A 206-nucleotide genomic window follows, 5' to 3' on the forward strand; every position below is an offset into this window, starting at 1 on the left:
CAGCTTGGCTACCAACGTTAGCAACGGTGTTAGCAGTACCAACAGCAGCACCGTTTTGTTGCAGGTTTTGACCAGAAACTTGAACGTTGTGGCTAGCATGACAGCCAACACCATTCTTAATCTTGGTGATATCTTGAATAGCTGTTTGGTTAGCGTTGTTTACAACTGTGTTACCAACACCAGCAGCAGCGCCATTTTGAGTCGCA

Annotated in this window: 1 pseudogene; it reads right to left on the minus strand. The window is 46.1% G+C overall.

From position 1 onward, the window contains the following. Window positions 1-206: pseudogene (locus UYI_RS0131595) on the minus strand (filamentous hemagglutinin); the annotation flags it as partial.

This window comes from Fischerella muscicola PCC 7414 (assembly GCF_000317205.1).
GTDB classification, from domain to species: Bacteria; Cyanobacteriota; Cyanobacteriia; order Cyanobacteriales; family Nostocaceae; genus Fischerella; species Fischerella muscicola.